Origin of the sequence: Paraburkholderia sp. D15, from assembly GCF_029910215.1 — a bacterium.
GTDB lineage: Bacteria > Pseudomonadota > Gammaproteobacteria > Burkholderiales > Burkholderiaceae > Paraburkholderia.
The window spans coordinates 4,156,167-4,177,485 of sequence record NZ_CP110395.1; the positions used below are offsets into that span (position 1 = coordinate 4,156,167).

Sequence of the window (21,319 nt, forward strand, 5' to 3'; positions counted from 1 at the left end):
GCACTAACGGCTGCCGACACACACCTGTTATAGGATCAAGCCTTACGGGCAATTAGTATCAGTTAGCTGAGCACATTACTGCGCTTACACACCTGACCTATCAACGTCCTGGTCTTGAACGACCCTTCAAGGGGCTCGAAGCCCCGGGGATATCTCATCTTAAGGCGAGTTTCCCGCTTAGATGCTTTCAGCGGTTATCTCTTCCGAACATAGCTACCCGGCGATGCCACTGGCGTGACAACCGGTACACCAGAGGTTCGTCCACTCCGGTCCTCTCGTACTAGGAGCAGCCCCCTTCAAATATCCAGCGCCCACGGCAGATAGGGACCAAACTGTCTCACGACGTTTTAAACCCAGCTCACGTACCTCTTTAAATGGCGAACAGCCATACCCTTGGGACCGGCTACAGCCCCAGGATGAGATGAGCCGACATCGAGGTGCCAAACACCGCCGTCGATATGAACTCTTGGGCGGTATCAGCCTGTTATCCCCAGAGTACCTTTTATCCGTTGAGCGATGGCCCTTCCATACAGAACCACCGGATCACTATGACCTGCTTTCGCACCTGCTCGACTTGTCGGTCTCGCAGTTAAGCACGCTTATGCCATTGCACTATCAGCACGATTTCCGACCGTACCTAGCGTACCTTCGTACTCCTCCGTTACACTTTGGGAGGAGACCGCCCCAGTCAAACTGCCTACCATGCACTGTCCCCGATCCGGATTACGGACCAAGGTTAGAACCTCAAACAAGCCAGGGTGGTATTTCAAGGTCGGCTCCACTGAAACTAGCGTTCCAGCTTCAAAGCCTCCCACCTATCCTACACAGACCGGTTCAAAGTCCAATGCAAAGCTACAGTAAAGGTTCATGGGGTCTTTCCGTCTAGCCGCGGGGAGATTGCATCATCACAAACACTTCAACTTCGCTGAGTCTCGGGAGGAGACAGTGTGGCCATCGTTACGCCATTCGTGCAGGTCGGAACTTACCCGACAAGGAATTTCGCTACCTTAGGACCGTTATAGTTACGGCCGCCGTTTACCGGGACTTCAATCAAGAGCTTGCACCCCATCATTTAATCTTCCGGCACCGGGCAGGCGTCACACCCTATACGTCCACTTTCGTGTTTGCAGAGTGCTGTGTTTTTATTAAACAGTCGCAGCCACCAGTTTATTGCAACCCCTTCACCCTCTGCGCGCAGGCGCATCAAGCTACAGGGGCGTACCTTATCCCGAAGTTACGGTACCAATTTGCCGAGTTCCTTCTCCCGAGTTCTCTCAAGCGCCTTAGAATACTCATCTCGCCCACCTGTGTCGGTTTGCGGTACGGTCTTGTTAGACTGAAGCTTAGAGGCTTTTCCTGGAACCACTTCCGATTGCTTCGTGACCTAGATCACTGGCCTCGCACCCTTGAATTCCGCGCCCGGATTTGCCAAAGCGCCTTCTCCAATGCAAGGACCGGGACTTCCAACACCCGGACAACCTTCCGCGATCCGTCCCCCCATCGCATCTAACAATGGTGCAGGAATATTAACCTGCTTCCCATCAGCTACGCATTTCTGCCTCGCCTTAGGGGCCGACTCACCCTACGCCGATGAACGTTGCGTAGGAAACCTTGGGCTTACGGCGAGGGGGCCTTTCACCCCCTTTATCGCTACTCATGTCAGCATTCGCACTTCCGATACCTCCAGCGCACTTTTCAATGCACCTTCGCAGGCTTACGGAACGCTCTCCTACCATGCACATAAATGTGCATCCGCAGCTTCGGTATATGGCTTAGCCCCGTTACATCTTCCGCGCAGGACGACTCGATCAGTGAGCTATTACGCTTTCTTTAAAGGATGGCTGCTTCTAAGCCAACCTCCTGACTGTTTTAGCCTTCCCACTTCGTTTCCCACTTAGCCATATTTGGGGACCTTAGCTGGCGGTCTGGGTTGTTTCCCTCTTGACACCGGACGTTAGCACCCGATGTCTGTCTCCCGTGATTGCACTCTTCGGTATTCGGAGTTTGCTATGGCGTAGTAATCCGCAATGGACCCCACAACCATGACAGTGCTCTACCCCCGAAGGTGATACACGAGGCACTACCTAAATAGTTTTCGGAGAGAACCAGCTATTTCCAGGTTTGTTTAGCCTTTCACCCCTATCCACAGCTCATCCCCTAACTTTTCAACGTTAGTGGGTTCGGACCTCCAGTACGTGTTACCGCACCTTCATCCTGGCCATGGATAGATCACCTGGTTTCGGGTCTACACCCAGCGACTGAATCGCCCTGTTCGGACTCGCTTTCGCTACGCCTGCCCTAATCGGTTAAGCTTGCCACTGAATGTAAGTCGCTGACCCATTATACAAAAGGTACGCCGTCACCCCTTACGAGGCTCCGACTGTTTGTATGCATGCGGTTTCAGGATCTATTTCACTCCCCTCCCGGGGTTCTTTTCGCCTTTCCCTCACGGTACTGGTTCACTATCGGTCGATCACGAGTATTTAGCCTTGGAGGATGGTCCCCCCATCTTCAGACAGGATTTCACGTGTCCCGCCCTACTTTCCGTACACCTAGTTCTTCCTCGCTGTTTTCGTCTACAGGGCTATCACCTGCTATGGCCGCACTTTCCAGAGCGTTCGACTAACAATGAAGATAAAGAGTACAGGCTGGTCCCATTTCGCTCGCCACTACTCTGGGAATCTCGGTTGATTTCTTTTCCTGCGGTTACTTAGATGTTTCAGTTCACCGCGTTCGCTTCGCGTAGCCTATGTATTCAGCTACGGATACTCCATAAGGAGTGGGTTTCCCCATTCGGATATCGGTGGATCAAAGCTCGTTTGCCAGCTCCCCACCGCTTTTCGCAGGCTACCGCGTCCTTCATCGCCTGTGATCGCCAAGGCATCCACCACATGCACTTGTTCGCTTGACCCTATAACGGGTGTGTCTTCGGCGCATTCACTCGGAACACGGCCTTCGCCACATCGTTACAGGTTGAGTATTCGTGTTGCGCCGTATTCCAAGGCGATCTTTCGATCACCTTTTCATACATTGATACAATCACAACCCTGATTCACCTACTCGCACACCCATCTCTAAGTATGCTTTCGTGAATCTCTTTACTACTTCTTCCTGATTGTTAAAGAACGACAGCCGATCGCGTGGTTGCTATAACCACGTCCCGCTCTGACTGGCTCAATCGCCAATGCGAAGTACTCTGCTCTTCACAGAACACTGCGCACTGAGGATTGTCCATCCAGACTGCTGCAATTCACAGCCGATAAGCGTGAGCGCTCAACGTTGAACACGTCAGCTCGAGAAAGGAGGTGATCCAGCCGCACCTTCCGATACGGCTACCTTGTTACGACTTCACCCCAGTCATGAATCCTACCGTGGTGACCGTCCTCCTTGCGGTTAGACTAGCCACTTCTGGTAAAACCCACTCCCATGGTGTGACGGGCGGTGTGTACAAGACCCGGGAACGTATTCACCGCGGCATGCTGATCCGCGATTACTAGCGATTCCAGCTTCACGCACTCGAGTTGCAGAGTGCGATCCGGACTACGATCGGTTTTCTGGGATTGGCTCCACCTCGCGGCTTGGCAACCCTCTGTTCCGACCATTGTATGACGTGTGAAGCCCTACCCATAAGGGCCATGAGGACTTGACGTCATCCCCACCTTCCTCCGGTTTGTCACCGGCAGTCTCCCTGGAGTGCTCTTGCGTAGCAACTAGGGACAAGGGTTGCGCTCGTTGCGGGACTTAACCCAACATCTCACGACACGAGCTGACGACAGCCATGCAGCACCTGTGTTATGGCTCCCTTTCGGGCACCCCCACCTCTCAGCAGGGTTCCATACATGTCAAGGGTAGGTAAGGTTTTTCGCGTTGCATCGAATTAATCCACATCATCCACCGCTTGTGCGGGTCCCCGTCAATTCCTTTGAGTTTTAATCTTGCGACCGTACTCCCCAGGCGGTCAACTTCACGCGTTAGCTACGTTACCAAGTCAATGAAGACCCGACAACTAGTTGACATCGTTTAGGGCGTGGACTACCAGGGTATCTAATCCTGTTTGCTCCCCACGCTTTCGTGCATGAGCGTCAGTATTGGCCCAGGGGGCTGCCTTCGCCATCGGTATTCCTCCACATCTCTACGCATTTCACTGCTACACGTGGAATTCTACCCCCCTCTGCCATACTCTAGCCCGCCAGTCACAAATGCAGTTCCCAGGTTAAGCCCGGGGATTTCACATCTGTCTTAGCGAACCGCCTGCGCACGCTTTACGCCCAGTAATTCCGATTAACGCTTGCACCCTACGTATTACCGCGGCTGCTGGCACGTAGTTAGCCGGTGCTTATTCTTCCGGTACCGTCATCCCACCACCATATTAGGGCGATGGTTTTCTTTCCGGACAAAAGTGCTTTACAACCCGAAGGCCTTCTTCACACACGCGGCATTGCTGGATCAGGGTTTCCCCCATTGTCCAAAATTCCCCACTGCTGCCTCCCGTAGGAGTCTGGGCCGTGTCTCAGTCCCAGTGTGGCTGGTCGTCCTCTCAGACCAGCTACAGATCGTCGCCTTGGTAGGCCTTTACCCCACCAACTAGCTAATCTGCCATCGGCCGCCCCTTGAGCGGGAGGTCCGAAGATCCCCCCCTTTCCTCCACAGAGCGTATGCGGTATTAATCCGGCTTTCGCCGGGCTATCCCCCACTCCAGGACACGTTCCGATGTATTACTCACCCGTTCGCCACTCGCCACCAGGATTGCTCCCGTGCTGCCGTTCGACTTGCATGTGTAAGGCATGCCGCCAGCGTTCAATCTGAGCCAGGATCAAACTCTTCAGTTCAAACCTGTTACTGTTTTTCGGGCTCTTTCGAACCCGGTCGCTCACTCAACGTACTGACGAATTGTTCGATCCATCTTTCGACGGTCAAACCTTCCTTTCATTACTGTGTGAGACTTGATACTTTTGCTTTACGCCAGACTCCGGAGAATCCGGCTCGCGTTCCGCATCAAGCGCCCACACTTATCGGCTGTTAATTTTTAAAGATCGTTCGCGGAAAGATTCAGGTGGCTCGCACCGCCCACTTCTTCCTGCGTCGCTGCATCAGCAGCAGAGAAACGAGATTATGAAGGCTCTTTTTCGTTTCGTCAACAGCATTTTTTGCTTTCGCTTAAAACCTGTCGACGTCACGGCCGCTGGTTTCTGCCGCGGCCCTCGTTCGCAAACGAGGAGGCGAATCATAGGCGATGTTTCACCATGCGGCAAGGGTTAGCTGGAAATAATTTCTAGCGGCTTATCGACGCGTGGAATTTACTACTGCACCCACGGGGACGGCCTCTGCCATCGCGGTGTAGCCGGCGTCGCTCGGATGAATGTGGTCGCCGCTATCGAAATTGCGTCGCAAGCGGTCCGGCTGGGTCGGGTCGCGCAAGGCGGCATCGAAATCCACGATGCCGTCGAAGGCTCGGCTCGTGCGAATCCACTGGTTGACGGCGAGGCGCATGCTCTCCCGTTCCGCGGGCAGCGACGCCGGTGTCAACGTCGCGCCGAACACCTTGACGCCGGCATGGCGCGCCGCCGCGATCACCCGCTGATACCCTGCGATCAGGTCGGCGGCGGTGACCGTCGTGTGGGGGAAATCGCAATCGAGGCCGCTGCGCGCGGGCATCGACGCAAAGTTGATGTCGTTGATGCCGATCAGCAGAATCGCGGTCTTCACACCCGGCCGGGTCAGCACGTCGTGTTCGAACCGTTTGACGAGGGCGTCGCCGTAGCAGGGGGAGTCGCTTAGCAAGCGGTTGCCGCTGATGCCGAGATTGACGATCGCCGTCGACCGGTCCGCGCCGCCGCTCAGGCGACGCGCCAGCGCGTCCGGCCAGCGGCGGTTCTGATTCAGGCTTGAACGCATGCCATCCGTGATCGAATCGCCAATCGCGGCGACCGCCGCCGACGACGGCGCCGCCTCGACCGACAACCCCGTCACCCATGCATATTGAGTGAATCGTCCGCGAAACGCGTCGGCGGACGCATCCGCAGTGTGGTTGCCCGGCGCCGACACGTAGTTAACCTGACTCGATACCCGGTGCCATGCGACGATGCGCTGCTCCGGCCCCATGAACGCGCTGATCGCATAAGGCGCGCCGCTCACGATCTCGACCGGAACCGGATCGCTGTCCAGTTCGCCGCCCGCCGCGATCGTCACCGCGCCTTTTCCGCCGAACGTCACGCGCGCTCCATCGCCGGCGACCGACGCCGCGCCGCCCGCCGAACGGGCAATGCGCAAATCTTCGATCACCAGCGGCGCTTTCCCGTACTCGTTACTCAGATGGATGCGCGCGGCGCGTCCCGACAGCGTCGGATACACGATCTGGCGCACGGTGCGTCCGGCGACGTCCGGCGCGCGATACAACGGCGGCAAGTCCGCGCGCTGCGGAATGGGCTGCAACGCGGTAGCCCATGCAGCGACCCAGTGAGCGGGCGCATCGGCGGCAAAGGTGGTCGGGGAGACGGCGAATTGAGCTAGCAGCGCCGCAGTGCATGCGGCAGCCAGAGTGCGGAGAGTCATTCTGCTGATCGGTTCGAAGCGAAACGTGCATTGTGCACGAATGCCGCACCGATCGCGGCGAGGGCGAGGGCGAGGGCGAGGGCGAGGGCGAGGGCGAGGGCGAGGGCCAAGCCGCGGGCAAGGCGTTGCGCGACGGGAGGCGGGAGGCGGCTTGCGGGCGCACTGGCGCCGATCAGCACGCGCCCCGCTGCGACGCTCAACTTGCCGACTGGCCCGTCATCCGCAAAGCCACCGCCTCGGCGACCTCGATCCCATCGATCGCCGCCGAGTAAATCCCGCCCGCGTATCCCGCGCCCTCACCCGCCGGATAGAGACCTTCGACGTTCATGCTCTGATAATCGTCCCGCCGACGCACGCGAATCGGCGACGACGTCCGCGTCTCGACCCCCGTCAACACCGCGTCATGCATCGCAAAACCGGCGATCTTTTTGTCCATCTGCGGCAACGCTTCGCGAATCGCCTCGATCACGTAGTCGGGCAATGCGGTGCTCAGATCGGTCGGATGCACGCCCGGCTTGTACGACGGCACCACCGAGCCAAGCGACGTGGACGGCCGGCCGGCAATGAAATCGCCGACCAGTTGCCCCGGCGCCATATAGTTGCCGCCGCCGAGCTCGAACGCCCGCTCTTCCCACTTGCGCTGAAACGCGATGCCGGCGAGCGGACCGCCTGGATAGTCGTCCGGCGTAATCCCCACGACGATCCCCGCATTCGCATTGCGCTCCGCGCGCGAATACTGGCTCATGCCGTTCGTCACCACGCGGCCGGGCTCGGACGTCGCGGCCACCACCGTGCCGCCTGGGCACATGCAGAAGCTGTACACCGCGCGCCCGTTGCTGCAGTGATGAACCACCTTATAGTCGGCGGCGCCCAGCTGCTTGTGACCGGCAAATTTGCCGAACCGGCTGCGGTCGATCAAGCCTTGCGGATGCTCGATCCGGAAGCCGAGCGAAAACGGCTTCGCTTCGATATAGACGCCACGATCGTTCAGCATCTGGAAGGTATCGCGCGCGCTGTGTCCGACCGCCAGCACGACATGATCGCAGCGCAACGTCTCGCCCGTCGACAGTTTCAGGCCGCGCACCTTGCCCTGCTCGATCTCGATATCGTCGACGCGGGTTTCGAACCGCACCTCGCCGCCCAGCGAATGAATGGTCGCGCGCATCTTCTCGACCATGCTGACCAGCCGGAACGTGCCGATGTGCGGCCGGCTCAGATACAGAATGTCTTCCGGCGCACCAGCCTGCACGAATTCGTCGAGCACCTTGCGGCCGTAATGCTTCGGATCCTTGATCTGGCTGTAAAGCTTGCCGTCCGAGAACGTGCCCGCGCCGCCCTCGCCGAACTGCACGTTGGATTCTGGATTGAGCACCGACTTGCGCCACAGGCCGAAGGTGTCCTTGGTGCGCTCGCGCACGGCCTTGCCGCGTTCGAGGATGATCGGCCGGAAGCCCATCTGCGCGAGAATCAGCCCGGCGAACAACCCGCACGGACCCATGCCGATCACGACGGGCCGCAAGGCATCCGACTGCGCCGGCGCCTTCGCGACGAAGCGGTAAGTCATGTCCGGCGTCACGCCGCAATGCGGCACGTCGGCGAGCCGCTTGAGTGCGGCCGCTTCATCCGTGACTTCGACATCGACGATGTACGTGAGCTTGATGTCGGCGCGTTTGCGCGCATCGTGGGCGCGGCGAAACACGGTGTATCGGATGAGCCCGTCGGCGCCCACGCCGAGTTCCGCGAGACGCGCGCGGATGGCGGCTTCGAGGTCGCTCTCGGGGTGATCGAGCGGGAGTTTGATTTCGCTTAGACGTAACATGAGTACCGGGGGACGCAGGAAGGCCGCAAATCGCGGCCAATTCGCAATTTTATAGGTTTAGTGTCGGCGCGGGGCATCCGCGCGTGCCGGACGCGCGCCGCCTGCCGGAGCGTCCTCGCAGCACGAAGCCCCAATACCGGTCGATCGTTCTCACACCGGATCCAAAAAGCAACGCCTCACCGGCGCCGATCGCAACAGCAAAAGCCCTCCACCTATCAACACTGACAGCCGTCTCAAAAAATTTATTAACCGACCGGTCGGTTGGTTTATACTCCACGAACACAGACAACTTCCACAGAGAGCGTCCCCATGTACACGCAATCCCTGGACATACCCGGCAACGTCGCTCCGCTGGACGCGGGCGCGAGTTCGCCCGAGCAGGCGCAGTTCGATGCGGTCATGGCCGCCGACGGCAAGATCGAGGCGCAGGACTGGATGCCCGACGCGTACCGCAAAACGCTGGTGCGGCAGATTTCGCAGCACGCGCATTCGGAAATCGTCGGCATGCTGCCCGAGGGCAACTGGATCACCCGCGCGCCGAGCCTGAAGCGCAAGGCGATCCTGCTGGCCAAGGTGCAGGACGAGGCCGGTCACGGTCTCTATCTATATAGCGCGGCGGAAACGCTCGGCGTGTCGCGCGATCAACTGGTCGCGGCGCTGCACGCGGGCAAGGCCAAATATTCGAGCATCTTCAATTACCCGACGCCCACCTGGGCGGACGTCGGCGTGATCGGCTGGCTGGTGGACGGCGCGGCGATCATGAACCAGATTCCGCTGTGCCGCTGCACGTACGGTCCGTACGCCCGCGCGATGATCCGCATCTGCAAGGAAGAGTCGTTCCATCAGCGCCAGGGTTTCGACGCGCTGATGGCGATGATGGCCGGCACCGACGCGCAGCGCGAACTGGTCCAGCAGGCGGTGAACCGCTGGTGGTGGCCGGTGCTGATGATGTTCGGCCCGAGCGACAAGGATTCGATCCACAGCAACCAGTCGTCGAAATGGGGCATCAAGCGCATTTCCAACGACGACCTGCGCCAGAAGTTCGTCGACGCCACCGTCGACCAGGCGAAGGTGCTCGGCGTCACGCTGCCCGATCCCGACCTCAAATGGAACGAAGCGCGCGGCCAGCACGATTACGGCGACATCGACTGGGAAGAATTCTGGCGCGTGGTCAACGGCGACGGCCCGTGCAATCGCGAACGTCTCGCGACGCGCGTCAAAGCGCACGACGATGGCGCCTGGGTCCGCGAGGCCGCCCTCGCCCACGCCGAAAAACAGCGCCAGCGCGCGCAACAGCACGCCGCCTGAGTCGCGCGGCATGCCGGACACAGTATCAGGAGATCAGCAATGAACAAGGAATGGCCGATTTGGGAAGTCTTCGTGCGCAGCAAGCAGGGACTCGACCACAAACACTGCGGCAGCCTGCACGCCGCCGACGCGCCGATGGCGCTGCGCATGGCGCGCGACGTCTACACGCGCCGCCAGGAAGGCGTCAGCATCTGGGTGGTGCCGTCTTCGGCGATCACGGCGTCGTTGCCGGCGGACAAGGCCGAGCTGTTCGAGCCGGCCGGCGACAAGATCTATCGCCACCCGACGTTCTACACGCTCCCCGACGAAGTCAATCACATGTAAGCGCGGCCATGGACATCACGCCTCAACATCTGCAATACGTGCTGCGCCTCGCGGACACCGCGCTGATCCTCGGTCAGCGCAACGCCGAGTGGTGCGGCCACGGCCCGATCCTCGAAGAGGACATCGCGCTGTCGAACATGAGCCTCGATCTGATCGGCCAGGCGCGTCTGTTGTACACGCACGCGGCGTCGCTCGAACAGCAGCTCACCGGCAAGACGCGCACGGAAGACGACTACGCGTACTTCCGCGCCGAACGCGAGTTCGCCAATTACACGCTCGCCGAACTGCCGCATTTCGGCCCGCTGACCGGCACCGCGCAGGCGGAGAAGGACTACGCGGTCACGATCGTGCGCAATTTTCTGTACGCGACGCTGATGGCGCATCTGTGGACGGCGCTGACCGCTTCCACGGACGAGCAACTGGCCGCGATCGCGTCGAAGTCGATCAAGGAAACCCGCTATCACGTGCATCACGCGGGCGAGTGGCTGGTCCGTTTCGGCGACGGCACGGACGAATCGCACCGCCGCGCGCAGGCCGCGCTCGATTACCTGATGCCGTACACCCGCGAGTTCTTCAGCGCGGACGATGTGGAAGCGAGCATCGCGGCCACCGGTATCGGCCCGCTGACGTCGGACCTCGAAGCGGCCTGGCTCGCCGACGTGCGCGCCACCCTCGACGACGCCACGCTGCGCCTGCCCGAAGCGGTCAAGCACATCACCACCGGCAAGCACGGCGAGCATTCGGAGCACATGGGTTTCGTGCTGGCCGAGATGCAAAGCCTCGCGCGTCAGCATCCCGGCGCCAACTGGTAAGCCGGCGCGACCCGAACGGTAAAAAGGTATAGCGACGATGACGACCTCGACCGCCACGCGCATCGGCAATCCGGCCGATACGGCCCACGCCGCCGACGCGGCACTTGCGCAAGCGTGGGCCGTGCTCGAAACGGTGCCCGATCCGGAGATTCCCGTGGTGTCGATCCGCGAGCTGGGCATTCTGCGCGACGTGCGCCGCGCCGCCGACGGCGCGCTCGAAGTCGTGATCACGCCGACCTATTCCGGTTGCCCGGCGATGTCGCAGATCGCCGAGGACGTCGCGCATGCGCTCGATGTCGCGCAATTAAAGCCGTACCGCATCGCCACCGTTCTGGCGCCGGCGTGGACCACCGACTGGATGACCGCCGACGCCCGCGAAAAGCTGCGCGCCTACGGTATCGCGCCGCCGACCGGTCACTGCGGCTCGGCAGCGCCGGCACGGGAACACGTGATGCGCTTCGTTCCGCGTTCGCCGCTCGCACTGCCCGCGCCGTCGTGTCCGCGCTGCGGCTCGGCGCATACCGAGCGACTCGCGCAGTTCGGCTCGACGGCCTGCAAGGCGTTGTACCGCTGCCTCGACTGCCGCGAACCCTTCGACTACTTCAAACCATACTGAAACCGATATGGCCACCCCGCAATTCCACTCGCTGCGTATCCGCGAAGTCCGGCCCGAAACCGCCGACGCCGTCTCGGTCGCCTTCGAAGTCCCCGCCGAACTGCGCGATCACTATCGTTTCACGCAAGGTCAGTTCGTCACGCTGAAGACGCACCTCGACGGCGAGGAAACGCGCCGCTCGTACTCGATTTGCGTCGGCGTCACTGATTACGACCGCGACGGCGAGTTGCGCATCGGCATCAAGCGTGTGCGCGGCGGGCGTTTCTCGAACTTCGCGTTCGACACGCTGCAGCCCGGCCACACGATCGACGTGATGACGCCGGACGGGCGCTTCTTCACGCATCTGAACGCCGATCAGGGCCAGCAATATCTGGCTTTTTCAGGTGGCTCGGGCATCACGCCGGTGCTCGCGATCATCAAGACGACGCTTGAAGTCGAGCCGCGCAGCACCTTCACGCTGGTGTACGGCAACCGCAGCGTCGATCAGATCATGTTCGCGGAAGAGCTCGAGGATCTGAAGAACCGCTTCATGAACCGCTTCGTGCTGTATCACGTGCTGTCCGACGATCTGCAGGATGTCGAGCTGTTCAACGGCGTGCTCGATCAGCAGAAGTGCGCGGCGTTCCTCGACAATCTGCTGCCCGCCGATGCGATCGACGAAGCCTTCATCTGCGGCCCCGCGCCGATGATGGACGCCGCCGAAGCCGCGTTGAAAGCCGCCGGCGTGCCGCAGGACAAAGTGCACGTGGAGCGCTTCGGTTCGCCGCTGCCGCAAGCCGGCGCGCCGACGGTCGAGATCACCGCCGACACCCCGGCCGCCGACCTGGAAATCGTGATCGACGGCAAGCGCCGCAAGCTGCGTCTGCCGTACCAGGGCGTCAGCGTGCTGGACGTCGGCCTGAAGGCGGGCCTCGCGCTGCCGTATGCGTGCAAGGGCGGCGTCTGCTGCACCTGCCGCGCGAAGGTGCTCGAAGGCGAAGTGAAGATGGAAAAGAACTACACGCTCGAAGAACACGAAATCCGCGATGGATTCGTGCTGACCTGCCAGTGCCATCCGGTCAGCGACCGCGTGGTGGTGAGCTACGACGAGCGTTGACCCGGCGCACCGCGTCGGCGGGTGCGACCGCCGCGCGCTTTGAGCCGTCCCGCGATCCGCTTACACTAGGGGCCGCCCGCGATCGGACACCTGTTCCGGTCGCTGGGCGGCCCCTTTTTTGCCAACAGCGAAACCACTGCCGATGAGCACGATCCACCTCACGAACGGCGATGTCGCCGCCGAGTCACTGCGCACCGCGCTCGAACAAGCGGGCCGCGACGATCGCGTGCACGCGCTGCGCGACGATCTGGCGGTCGGCCCGCTGCGCGGCGTCGACGACACGCCCGACGTGCGGGCGGATTTCTGGGACCGGGTCAGCGTGGACACGAAGCGCGATTTCCCGCGGGAATTCCGCGAGCAGGGCGCGGCGCTGGAAGCGATTGCGCGCGGCGAAGCGAATCTGGTGGTCTGGCACGGCGAAAGCGCGGCCGACCAGCTGATGCTGCGCCGCGTCTGCTATTACTTGCGCAACAGTCCGCAGCGACTGAACGAAGTCCGGCTGTCGGTGCGCGATCTGACCGATCCGGGCGCCTGGGCGTACAGCCGCAAAGACCGCGCGACCTCCGTCGGCATGTTCGCGCCGGACGTGCTGCAAGGCCGCCTGGCGGACGCCGCGCCGATCTCGGTGCTGCGTATCAGCCGGCTCGCGCTCGAATGGCAGGAAGTCAAACACGCGAACGGCGAGACCCGGCGCTGGCGCGACAACACGTTCACGAGCGGCCATTTCGCCGATCTGGACGCGCTGATCCTCGAGCATCTGTCGGAGGGCTGGCAGCCGGCTGCGCGCGTCGCCGCCGAACTGATGGCCGCCGAACTCGGCTTTCTGGTCAGCGACAGCATCGTGCTATGGCGTTTGCGCGAGCTTGCGGCAACGCGGCGCATCCGCCTGCGCGGCGACGCGAACACATGGCGCACGCTGGAACTGTGCGCGGTGCTCGCCCCCTGTCCCCATTAATACAATCACAATCGACAACCATGGCCCGCACCCGAGCGCCCGATCACGAAACCCAGCGCGAGCAGATTCTCGAACTCGCCGCGGCGAAATTCGCGCAGACCAGCTATCCGAGCACGTCGATGGCGGATCTGGCCGCCGCGAGCGGTACCTCGAAAGCGCGGCTCTACCACTACTACGCGAGCAAGGAAGCGATCCTGTTCGATCTGCTCGACCGCTACACGAAGCGGCTGATGCTGATCATCGCCGAGGTGGAAGGCGCGAGTCAGCGTCGCGGTCTGACGGAGCGGGAAACTTTCGCCGAGCTGATCCGCGCGTTTCTGTCCGAGTACGAGACGTCGCATAGCCGGCACGTCGCGCTGCTGAACGACGTGAAGTATCTGGTCGACACCCAGCGCGAAGTGATCCTGAACCGGCAGCGCGACGTCGTCGCGGCCTTTGCGCGGCAACTGGCGCGCGCGTATCCGGAGCGCGCAACCCGCGAAAACCAGACTGCGCTCACGATGATGGTGTTCGGCATGATCAACTGGACCTTCACCTGGCTCAAGCCGGACGGGCGCATGGGCTACCGTGAATTCGCGGAGCAGGTGGTTGGCATGGTCGATCACGGACTGAGCGCGAAACCCGTTTGATGACGCAGAGCAACATTATTCATACCAAATAAACGGCTATGGGTTGTGCATACGCGACAATCTTCCTCGAACGCTCGTTCTGTTTATTTTTTGTTTTAAATTAATGATCTAAAAACACTCTGCAAGCTTTTTAGGCATTTAACTCAAATAGAAGATACGGGTTTTCCCTAGTCTCGAAGTCGGGTTTCCGCTAGAATGATTTTTGCGGTGCACCACGCCGCTCGATCACAGGAGAACCCGACCATGAACTTGATTACACCCCACGTTGCCGAGCCGATCGCCGCGCGCGATCTGACATCGCAGCCTGCCGGTCGTGCGCCTGCTCTGGTCCGCGAACTCACCGCGGTCGACCGCGAGCGGCTGTTGACCCACTTTCTCGCTCTCGGCGAAGACGACCGCCTGCTGCGCTTCGGCCAGATCGTGCCGAACCACGTGATCGAAAACTACGTCCGCGCGATCGACTTCACGCGCGATACGGTGTTCGGCGTGTTCGACAACCAGTTGCAACTCACAGGCGTCGGTCATCTGGCGTATCTGCCGGCCGAGGGCGACAAGCGCACCGCCGAATTCGGCGTGTCGGTACTGGAAAGCGTGCGGGGGCAAGGCATCGGTTCGAAGCTGTTCGAGCGCGCCGCCATCCGCAGCCGCAATACGCATGTCACCACGCTTTACGTGCATTGCCTGTCGCGCAACACGACCATGATGCACATCGCGAAGAAGGCGGGCATGAAGATCGAATACGCGTATGGCGAAGCCGACGCTTATCTGACGCTGGAGCCGGCGGATCAATCGAGCATCATCGCCGAGATGCTGCAGGAGCAGGCCGCCGTATTCGACTATGCGATGAAGCGTCAGGCACGCCAGGCCTCGAAGCTGTTCGAATCGTTCATGCCGACGGCCGCGGCGGCCTGAATCGCGGACTGATTCCGCTTCGGCGCAGCGAACAAGGGCAACCTCCGGGTTGCCCTTTTTTGTTGGCGCCCGGTTTAGCGAACGCCGTGTTGCTCACAAAATCGGCAGCGCGGTCGTTTCCTTGATCGTGTTGAGCGAGAAACTCGTCTTCACGTCGATCACCGACGGGTGGTGCAGCAACTGATCCTCCACGAAGCGGGAAAAGTGCGCCATGTCCTCCACCTGCACGCGCAGCAGGTAATCCATGTCGCCGGTCATCGCGTGACATGCAACGACTTCCGGCCACGTCTGCACCGCTGCGCGAAACAGATCCGCGTGCGTTGCGTCACCACGTGGACTGAACGTCGGGCCGCCGCGCTTTTCCAGCCTCACGTTCACATAGGCCAGCAGATCGAGCCCAAGCCGCTGCGCATCGAGCAGCGCGACGTAGCCGCGAATCACGCCGCTCTCCTCCAGCCGCCGAATCCGCCGCAGACACGGGCTCGGCGACAGGTTCACACGCTCGGCGATCTCCTGATTCGACAGCCGTCCGTTCTCCTGCAGGATGGCCAGAATGCGCCGGTCGATGGCGTCCATCTCGATATTAGACATTTTCTGCCTTCCATTTCTCTAATTGCGCTACAAAATAGCGCCAGCCTATCGACGCGCGATTAAGTTCGCAAGTTTTCTCTGCCATCACGCCTTTACACTTGCGTGATCCTGGTTGCGCTCAACCCCCACCTTCCCCACTCGCATAACGCGCCGCGCACCTCAGGCATCAGGAGACAGACATGCAGGTTCCAACTTGGGACAACCCCGTCGGCACCGACGGTTTCGAGTTCATCGAATACACCGCTCCGGATCCGGTTGCGCTCGGCAAACTGTTCGAGCAGATGGGCTTCACCGCCGTCGCCCGGCATCGTCATAAGAACGTGACGCTGTATCGCCAGGGCGAGATCAACTTCATCGTCAACGGCGAGAAGGACTCGTTCGCGCAGCGCTTCACGCGGCTGCACGGCCCGTCGATCTGCGCGATTGCGTTCCGCGTGCAGGACGCCGCGAAGGCCTATCAGCAAGCGCTCGAAAAAGGCGCCTGGGGCTTCGACAACAAGACGGGCCCGATGGAATTGAACATTCCGGCGATCAAGGGCATCGGCGATTCGCTGATCTATTTCGTCGACCGTTGGCGCGGCAAGAACGGCGCGGAGCCGAACAGCATCGGCAACATCGATATCTACGATGTCGACTTCGAACCGATTGCAGGCGCGAACCCGAATCCGGTCGGCCACGGCCTCACCTATATCGATCACCTGACGCACAACGTCCATCGCGGCCGCATGCAGGAATGGGCCGAGTTCTACGAGCAGCTGTTCAATTTCCGCGAAGTGCGGTACTTCGATATCGAAGGCAAGGTGACCGGCGTGAAGTCGAAGGCGATGACCTCGCCGTGCGGCAAGATCCGTATTCCGATCAACGAGGAAGGTTCGGAAACCGCCGGCCAGATTCAGGAATACCTGGACGCGTATCGCGGCGAAGGCATCCAGCACATCGCGCTCGGCAGCAACGACATCTACACGACGGTGGACGGCCTGCGCGCGTCGAACATTTCGCTGCTCGACACGATCGACACGTACTACGAGTTGGTGAACCGCCGCGTGCCGAACCACGGCGAACCGCTCGACGAGCTGCGCAAACGCAAGATCCTGATCGACGGCGCGCCGGACGATCTGCTGCTGCAGATCTTCACCGAAAACCAGATCGGCCCGATCTTCTTCGAGATCATTCAACGCAAGGGCAATCAGGGCTTCGGCGAAGGCAACTTCAAGGCGCTGTTCGAATCGATCGAACTGGATCAGATTCGCCGCGGCGTCGTGCAGGACAAGGCTTGACGGTTTAATGGCCTGACCGGCGTGGCGCGACGCACAATGCCGAGCGCCGCCACAAAAAGAAAGGGCGAGGATCCTGCGATCCTCGCCCTTTTTGCATTCACCGTGGTCTTATATACGACGACGGTGGGTTATCAATCGACACATCGCCGAAGCGCTGCATCACGAATTCTGTTCTTCCTCGTCGTCGGACTTCGTGGATCGCGTGACGCGCTCCATGGCGATGCTCGCCGGCGCCACTTGCGCCGTGCGGGTCACCGCATTCGACAACGCCCCCGCGCTGCCCGTGCTCGAACGCACCGGTGCGCTCATGGCGAAAAAGGCGGCCGAAACCATCAGGAAGGTCTGGATGTTTCTCGTGTTCATGCGTACTCCTTTTATCACTGCCCTGCTGTCGTGAAGCTCCACCGAATGCGGAGCGTTGCGCTGACATCGCTCGCAGGTGGGGTGTTAGACAGGATTTTCAACTCCGGTTCCGCGAATTTGTAGTTCTTACAGCTTGTTACAGGATCGATGCCAGATGGATGCCAAACATTGCCCGATTGCGGTGACGTTCAGCACAAGCGTGCGCTAAATGCCTTGCAGCGCAGCATTTTTTGCGCGCTGCGGCGGGTTTTCACCAGTGCTACCATCACTTAAAACAGGTCAATATGGCGGCCCCGGGCACACGCATTCAAAAGATGCCGAGGCCCAAAAAAGTTTTGGTGATCCCAAACTGGTTGGAGGAGTACACATAATGAATGCCCCGCTAGACGCAGGTCAGCGAGCCTCGCTCGAAGCTGCCTTGTCTTCCGTCACGCTCGACGACAAATACACGCTAGAACGCGGCCGTGCGTACATGAGCGGCATCCAGGCGCTGGTCCGCCTGCCGATGTTGCAGCAGGAACGCGACCGCGCCGCTGGACTCAATACCGCCGGTTTCATCTCCGGCTACCGGGGATCGCCGCTCGGCGGACTCGACCAATCGTTGTGGAAGGCAAAGAAGCATCTTGCCGCGCACCAGGTCGTATTCCAGCCCGGCGTCAACGAAGACCTCGCGGCCACCGCCGTCTGGGGCTCGCAGCAGGTCAATCTGTATCCCAGCGCCAAATACGACGGCGTGTTCTCCATGTGGTACGGCAAGGGCCCCGGCGTCGACCGTTCCGGCGACGTCTTCAAGCACGGCAATTCGGCCGGCTCCGCCCAGCACGGCGGCGTCCTCGTGCTGGCCGGCGACGACCACGCCGCCAAATCCTCCACGCTCGCGCACCAGTCCGAACACATCTTCAAGGCTTGCGGCCTGCCGGTGCTGTTTCCGTCGAACGTGCAGGAATATCTCGACTTCGGCCTGCACGGCTGGGCGATGAGCCGCTACTCCGGCCTATGGGTCGCGATGAAGTGCGTGACCGACGTGGTCGAATCGTCTGCGTCGGTCGATATCGATCCGCACCGCACCAAAATCATCCTGCCGGAAGACTTCGCGATGCCCGCGGGCGGCCTGAACATCCGCTGGCCGGATGCGCCGCTGGTGCAGGAAGCCCGGCTGCTCGACTACAAGTGGTACGCGGCGCTCGCCTATGTGCGCGCGAACAAACTGGACCGCGTCGAAATCGATTCGCCGCACGCGCGCTTCGGCATCATGACCGGCGGCAAGGCGTATCTCGACGTGCGTCAGGCGCTGACCGACCTCGGTCTCGACGACGAAACCTGCTCGCGCATCGGCATCCGTCTGTACAAGGTCGGCTGCGTGTGGCCGCTGGAAGCGCAAGGCGCGCATGCGTTCGCCAAAGGTCTGGAAGAAATTCTGGTGGTCGAGGAAAAGCGCCAGATCCTCGAATACGCGATCAAGGAAGAGCTGTACAACTGGCCCGACGCGCAGCGTCCGCGCGTGTTCGGCAAGTTCGACGAGAAAGACGGCGCCGGCGGCGAATGGTCGGTGCCGATGGGCAACTGGCTGCTACCCGCGCATTACGAACTCTCGCCGGCGATCATCGCCAAGGCGATCGCCACGCGCCTGGACAAATTCGATCTGCCGTCCGACGTGCGCGCGCGCATCGCGGCGCGTATCGCCGTGATCGAAGCGAAGGAAAAGGCGCTGGCCCGTCCGCGCGTCGAAGCCGAGCGCAAGCCGTGGTTCTGCTCGGGCTGCCCGCACAACACGTCGACGAACGTGCCGGAAGGCTCGCGCGCGATGGCCGGCATCGGCTGCCACTACATGACGGTGTGGATGGACCGCGGCACCAGCACCTTCAGCCAGATGGGCGGCGAAGGCGTGGCGTGGGTCGGCCAGGCGCCGTTCAGCAACGACCAGCACGTGTTCGCCAATCTCGGCGACGGCACCTACTTCCACTCGGGGCTGCTGGCGATTCGCGCGTCGATCGCGGCGAAGGTGAACATCACCTACAAGATCCTCTACAACGACGCGGTCGCGATGACCGGCGGCCAACCGGTCGACGGCGTGCTGACCGTGCCGCAGATCACGCATCAACTGGCCGCCGAAGGCGCGACCAAGATCGTCATCGTCACCGACGAGCCGGAGAAATATTCGGCGAACGTGGGCCTCGCGCCCGGCATCGACATTCATCACCGAGACAAGCTCGACGAGATTCAGCGGCAGTTGCGCGAAGTGTCGGGCACCACGATCCTGATCTACGACCAGACCTGCGCAACCGAAAAGCGCCGTCGCCGCAAACGCGGCACGTATCCGGATCCGGCGCGTCGCGTGGTGATCAACGACGCGGTCTGCGAAGGCTGCGGCGATTGCTCGGTCAAGTCGAACTGCCTGTCCGTCGAACCGCTCGATACCGAATTCGGCACCAAGCGGCAAATCAACCAGTCCACCTGCAACAAGGACTTTTCGTGCGTGAACGGCTTCTGCCCGAGCTTCGTGTCGGTGGAAGGCGGTCAGCTGCGTAAGCCGAAGGCCGCCTCGGGCGCCGCCGGCGACACGCTGCCGCCGGTGCCGGAGCCCGAACTGCCGTCCATGGAGCGTCCGTACGGCGTGCTGGTGACGGGCGTCGGCGGCACGGGCGTGGTGACGATCGGCGCACTGCTCGGCATGGCCGCGCATCTGGAGAACAAGGGCGTCACCGTGCTCGACGTCACCGGTCTCGCGCAGAAAGGCGGCGCCGTGATGAGCCATGTGCAGATCGCGAAGCAGCCGGCCGACATTCACGCAACCCGCATCGCGATGGGCGAAGCGAACCTCGTGATCGGCTGCGACGCGATCGTGACAGCCAGCGACGAATGCGTGTCGCGCATGCAGGTAGGCCGCACGCGCGTCGTGCTGAACAGCGCGCATACGCCGACCGCCGAGCTGATCAAGAACCCGAACTGGCGCTTCCCGGGCAGCAGCACGGAAGCCGACGTGCGCGCGGGCGCGGGCGACGACGGCGTGGATACCGTCGATGCCAACCACTTCGCGCTCGCGCTGCTCGGCGACGCGATCTACACGAACCCGTTCGTGCTCGGTTACGCATGGCAACGCGGCTGGGTGCCGCTCACGCATCAGTCGCTGATCCGCGCGATCGAACTGAACAACGTGCAGGTCGAGAAGAATCTGGCGGCCTTCGAATGGGGCCGCCGCGCCGCGCACGATCTGGCCGCGGTCCGCAAGCTCGTGCAGGCACAGGGCAACGGCGGCAAGGCGGAAACCGCGAGCAGCAAGATCATTTCGCTGCACACGCCCAAGGCGCTCGACACGCTGATCGACAAGCGCGCCGACTACCTGACGGCCTGGCAAAACGCGGCGTACGCGGAACGCTATCGCGCGCTGGTGGCGCAAGTGCGCACGGCCGAATCCGCGCTCGATTCGATCGACAGCCAGTTGCCGTTGACCGAAGCCGTCGCGAAAAATCTGCACAAGCTGATGGCGTACAAGGACGAGTACGAAGTCGCGCGTCTGTATAGCGATCCGGCGTTCATCGACAAGCTGAAGGCGAATTTCGAAGGCGACTGGAAACTGCACATTCACCTCGCGCCGCCGACCTTCTCGAAGAAGGACGCACACGGCCATCTGGTGAAGAAGAAGTACGGCCCGTGGGTATTCAGCGCGATGCACGTGCTGGCGAAGTTCAAGTTCCTGCGCGGCACGGCGTTCGACGTATTCGGCAAAACCGAGGAGCGTCGCACCGAGCGGGCGTTGATCGGCGAATACGAAGCGCTGGTGCGCGAGCTGATCGGCGGCCTGACGGTGCACAAACGTGAACTGGCGGTGGAACTGGCGAATCTGCCGGACGGTATCCGCGGCTACGGTCACGTGAAGGAAAACAACCTGAAGGGCGTGCGGATCAAGTGGAACGAGTTGCTGACACGCTGGCGCTCGCCGGATGCCGGCAAGACGCAGCACGCAGCCTGACCGGCGGCCTGATCCAGTTTCGGCGCCCGGCAAAAGGGCGCGTAGGTGCAGCAAATAAAAAGGCGGCGGTTCTCGCGAACCGCCGCCTTTTCTCA

Annotated in this window: 14 protein-coding genes and 2 rRNA genes; 10 read left to right on the top strand and 6 right to left on the bottom strand. The window is 61.3% G+C overall.

What is annotated here, in order from left to right; all coding sequences use genetic code 11:
- Positions 1-31 precede the first annotated feature (31 nt).
- The 4 genes from LFL96_RS18205 to LFL96_RS18220 all read right to left on the bottom strand — a co-directional run bounded on the left by LFL96_RS18205 (position 32) and on the right by LFL96_RS18220 (position 8,371).
- A 23S ribosomal RNA gene (locus LFL96_RS18205) occupies positions 32-2,911 on the bottom strand.
- Positions 2,912-3,298: 387 nt separating this feature from the next.
- Positions 3,299-4,829: ribosomal RNA gene (locus LFL96_RS18210) — 16S ribosomal RNA — on the bottom strand.
- The 16S and 23S rRNA genes sit together here, the layout of an rRNA operon.
- 451 nt (positions 4,830-5,280) lie before the next feature.
- Positions 5,281-6,552, bottom strand: coding sequence for an SGNH/GDSL hydrolase family protein (locus tag LFL96_RS18215; protein WP_280996571.1), 1,272 nt, complete (start codon positions 6,550-6,552; stop codon positions 5,281-5,283).
- A gap of 196 nt (positions 6,553-6,748) precedes the next feature.
- Complete coding sequence (locus LFL96_RS18220; protein ID WP_280996572.1) at positions 6,749-8,371, bottom strand: NAD(P)/FAD-dependent oxidoreductase; 1,623 nt, start codon at positions 8,369-8,371, stop codon at positions 6,749-6,751.
- A 309-nt stretch (positions 8,372-8,680) separates the two neighbouring features.
- Between LFL96_RS18220 and paaA the strand changes: the two genes are divergently transcribed.
- From paaA to LFL96_RS18260, 8 genes are all read left to right on the top strand, one after another.
- Positions 8,681-9,679: a 1,2-phenylacetyl-CoA epoxidase subunit PaaA gene (paaA, locus tag LFL96_RS18225; RefSeq protein ID WP_280996573.1), complete on the top strand. Its 999-nt coding sequence runs from the start codon at positions 8,681-8,683 to the stop codon at positions 9,677-9,679.
- 39 nt (positions 9,680-9,718) lie between these two features.
- Positions 9,719-10,003: a 1,2-phenylacetyl-CoA epoxidase subunit PaaB gene (gene paaB / locus LFL96_RS18230; protein WP_035554712.1), complete on the top strand. Its 285-nt coding sequence runs from the start codon at positions 9,719-9,721 to the stop codon at positions 10,001-10,003.
- Positions 10,004-10,011: 8 nt separating this feature from the next.
- On the top strand, positions 10,012-10,815 hold the full coding sequence (gene paaC, locus LFL96_RS18235; protein ID WP_280996575.1) for a 1,2-phenylacetyl-CoA epoxidase subunit PaaC: 804 nt from the start codon (positions 10,012-10,014) through the stop codon (positions 10,813-10,815).
- A 37-nt stretch (positions 10,816-10,852) separates the two neighbouring features.
- Positions 10,853-11,431 carry a 1,2-phenylacetyl-CoA epoxidase subunit PaaD gene (gene paaD / locus LFL96_RS18240; RefSeq protein ID WP_280996576.1) on the top strand — a complete coding sequence of 193 codons (579 nt, stop codon included), beginning with the start codon at positions 10,853-10,855 and terminating at the stop codon, positions 11,429-11,431.
- A 7-nt stretch (positions 11,432-11,438) separates the two neighbouring features.
- Positions 11,439-12,527, top strand: a complete 1,089-nt coding sequence (gene paaE / locus LFL96_RS18245) for a 1,2-phenylacetyl-CoA epoxidase subunit PaaE (protein WP_280996577.1) — start codon at positions 11,439-11,441, stop codon at positions 12,525-12,527.
- Between the two features lie 142 nt (positions 12,528-12,669).
- Positions 12,670-13,482 carry a DUF1835 domain-containing protein gene (locus LFL96_RS18250; RefSeq protein ID WP_280996579.1) on the top strand — a complete coding sequence of 271 codons (813 nt, stop codon included), beginning with the start codon at positions 12,670-12,672 and terminating at the stop codon, positions 13,480-13,482.
- A gap of 20 nt (positions 13,483-13,502) precedes the next feature.
- Entirely contained in the window at positions 13,503-14,111 is a 609-nt protein-coding gene (locus tag LFL96_RS18255; RefSeq protein ID WP_280996580.1) for a TetR/AcrR family transcriptional regulator, read from the top strand.
- A gap of 243 nt (positions 14,112-14,354) precedes the next feature.
- Entirely contained in the window at positions 14,355-15,023 is a 669-nt protein-coding gene (locus tag LFL96_RS18260; RefSeq protein WP_280996581.1) for a GNAT family N-acetyltransferase, read from the top strand.
- Between the two features lie 93 nt (positions 15,024-15,116).
- Here the strand turns inward: LFL96_RS18260 and LFL96_RS18265 are convergent, their stop codons facing one another.
- Entirely contained in the window at positions 15,117-15,614 is a 498-nt protein-coding gene (locus LFL96_RS18265) for an Lrp/AsnC family transcriptional regulator (RefSeq protein WP_280996582.1), read from the bottom strand.
- Between the two features lie 179 nt (positions 15,615-15,793).
- On the opposite strand from LFL96_RS18265, the gene hppD reads away from it, so the two are divergent.
- Positions 15,794-16,891 carry a 4-hydroxyphenylpyruvate dioxygenase gene (hppD, locus tag LFL96_RS18270; protein WP_280996583.1) on the top strand — a complete coding sequence of 366 codons (1,098 nt, stop codon included), beginning with the start codon at positions 15,794-15,796 and terminating at the stop codon, positions 16,889-16,891.
- A gap of 159 nt (positions 16,892-17,050) precedes the next feature.
- Here the strand turns inward: hppD and LFL96_RS18275 are convergent, their stop codons facing one another.
- Positions 17,051-17,254, bottom strand: coding sequence for a hypothetical protein (locus LFL96_RS18275; RefSeq protein WP_280996584.1), 204 nt, complete (start codon positions 17,252-17,254; stop codon positions 17,051-17,053).
- A gap of 370 nt (positions 17,255-17,624) precedes the next feature.
- Between LFL96_RS18275 and LFL96_RS18280 the strand changes: the two genes are divergently transcribed.
- Positions 17,625-21,224: an indolepyruvate ferredoxin oxidoreductase family protein gene (locus tag LFL96_RS18280; protein WP_280996585.1), complete on the top strand. Its 3,600-nt coding sequence runs from the start codon at positions 17,625-17,627 to the stop codon at positions 21,222-21,224.
- Positions 21,225-21,319: the final 95 nt, after the last annotated feature.

Coding starts and splice junctions, on each gene's coding strand:
- LFL96_RS18265 (WP_280996582.1), bottom strand. CDS start 15,614: ATGTCTAATATCGAGATGGACGCCATCGACCGGCGCATTCTGGCCATC.
- LFL96_RS18215 (WP_280996571.1), bottom strand. CDS start 6,552: ATGACTCTCCGCACTCTGGCTGCCGCATGCACTGCGGCGCTGCTAGCT.
- paaD (WP_280996576.1), top strand. CDS start 10,853: ATGACGACCTCGACCGCCACGCGCATCGGCAATCCGGCCGATACGGCC.
- LFL96_RS18220 (WP_280996572.1), bottom strand. CDS start 8,371: ATGTTACGTCTAAGCGAAATCAAACTCCCGCTCGATCACCCCGAGAGC.
- LFL96_RS18250 (WP_280996579.1), top strand. CDS start 12,670: ATGAGCACGATCCACCTCACGAACGGCGATGTCGCCGCCGAGTCACTG.
- paaB (WP_035554712.1), top strand. CDS start 9,719: ATGAACAAGGAATGGCCGATTTGGGAAGTCTTCGTGCGCAGCAAGCAG.
- LFL96_RS18255 (WP_280996580.1), top strand. CDS start 13,503: ATGGCCCGCACCCGAGCGCCCGATCACGAAACCCAGCGCGAGCAGATT.
- LFL96_RS18275 (WP_280996584.1), bottom strand. CDS start 17,254: ATGAACACGAGAAACATCCAGACCTTCCTGATGGTTTCGGCCGCCTTT.
- hppD (WP_280996583.1), top strand. CDS start 15,794: ATGCAGGTTCCAACTTGGGACAACCCCGTCGGCACCGACGGTTTCGAG.
- paaA (WP_280996573.1), top strand. CDS start 8,681: ATGTACACGCAATCCCTGGACATACCCGGCAACGTCGCTCCGCTGGAC.
- paaC (WP_280996575.1), top strand. CDS start 10,012: ATGGACATCACGCCTCAACATCTGCAATACGTGCTGCGCCTCGCGGAC.
- paaE (WP_280996577.1), top strand. CDS start 11,439: ATGGCCACCCCGCAATTCCACTCGCTGCGTATCCGCGAAGTCCGGCCC.
- LFL96_RS18260 (WP_280996581.1), top strand. CDS start 14,355: ATGAACTTGATTACACCCCACGTTGCCGAGCCGATCGCCGCGCGCGAT.
- LFL96_RS18280 (WP_280996585.1), top strand. CDS start 17,625: ATGAATGCCCCGCTAGACGCAGGTCAGCGAGCCTCGCTCGAAGCTGCC.